This is a genomic window from Mesorhizobium sp. M8A.F.Ca.ET.161.01.1.1 (assembly GCF_004792105.1).
Classification (GTDB): domain Bacteria; phylum Pseudomonadota; class Alphaproteobacteria; order Rhizobiales; family Rhizobiaceae; genus Mesorhizobium.
Genome location: NZ_SRTD01000549.1, coordinates 1 through 278, shown reverse-complemented (window position 1 = coordinate 278; position 278 = coordinate 1). Strand labels below are relative to the sequence as shown.

1 pseudogene is annotated in these 278 nt (G+C 53.2%); it reads left to right on the top strand.

The features are described from left to right. A pseudogene (locus EN804_RS38565) lies at positions 1–91 on the top strand (MBL fold metallo-hydrolase); the annotation flags it as partial. Positions 92–278 lie beyond the last annotated feature (187 nt).

Sequence of the window (278 nt, the reverse complement as noted above, 5' to 3'; positions counted from 1 at the left end):
GGACTACGCGGTCGTGATGGCCGAGACGCCTGACCACGTGGTGCCGGCCTATGATGGGATGGTGATTGAAATCCCTGTTGAATCAGGATGATGGGCCCACAATTGCGTCAAATGCGGAAAGGCCGCGTAAACTCAGAACGCCAGGATTGTTACGGTGAGACACGGAACAACAAAATTTTCATTCCAGCAGGTCGATGTTTTCTCTTCCAGAGCTTTGCTAGGTAACCCGTTGGCGGTTGTCATCGGAGCAGATACCTTGACCGCGTCTGAGATGGCTG